This window comes from Streptomyces canus, assembly GCF_001514145.1.
In the GTDB taxonomy this organism is placed as follows: Bacteria; Actinomycetota; Actinomycetes; order Streptomycetales; family Streptomycetaceae; genus Streptomyces; species Streptomyces canus.
Genome location: NZ_KQ948729.1, coordinates 1 through 704, shown reverse-complemented (window position 1 = coordinate 704; position 704 = coordinate 1). Strand labels below are relative to the sequence as shown.

The following is a 704-nucleotide window of genomic DNA, read 5'->3' as shown; positions in this document are numbered from 1 at the left end:
CTCGGTGGAGTGCTGACGGTCAGCTCGTCTACGTGGGTCGGGTGGATGACCAGGTCAAGGTGCGGGGTTTCCGTATCGAGCTGGGTGAGATCCAGGCTGTGTTGATGTCGCACCCGCTGGTTGCTCAGGCGGCGGTGGTCGTGCGTGAGGACCGCCCGGGGGATCAGCGCCTGACCGCCTACATCGTCGGAACCGGTACCGGTATCGAGGACGTGCACGCTCATGCGGCGGCGCAGCTGCCCGCGTACATGGTGCCGTCCGCGTTCGTCACCCTGGATGCGCTGCCTCTGACCCCGAACGGCAAGTTGGACCGCCGTGCCCTGCCTGCCCCTGAGCTGGAGACGGCAGAGGGCCGGGCCCCCCGCACTCCGCGGGAAGAAGTGCTGTGCACGCTCTTCGCCGAAGTCCTGGGTGTCGAGAGCGTGTCGATCGATGGCGACTTCTTCCGGCTCGGCGGCCATTCCCTGCTGGCCACCAAGCTGGTCAGCCGCATCCGGACCGTGCTGGGCGCCGAGTTGCCCATCCGGCAGCTCTTCGAGACCCCCACCATCGCCGGCATCAGCGAGGCCCTGGCGAGCGGGGCAAGGGCGGTACGTCGTAACGTCACGGCGGTGGACCCGCGTCCGGCGCGGGTGCCGTTGTCGTACGCCCAGCAGCGGCTGTGGTTTCTGAACCGGTTCGAGGGACCCAGCGCCACCTACAAC

General features: G+C 68.3%; 1 protein-coding gene. It reads left to right on the top strand.

Going from position 1 to position 704, the window contains the following annotated elements:
- The coding region (locus tag AQJ46_RS51255) for a phosphopantetheine-binding protein (RefSeq protein ID WP_159064299.1) at nt 1-704 on the top strand (704 nt) is incomplete at both ends.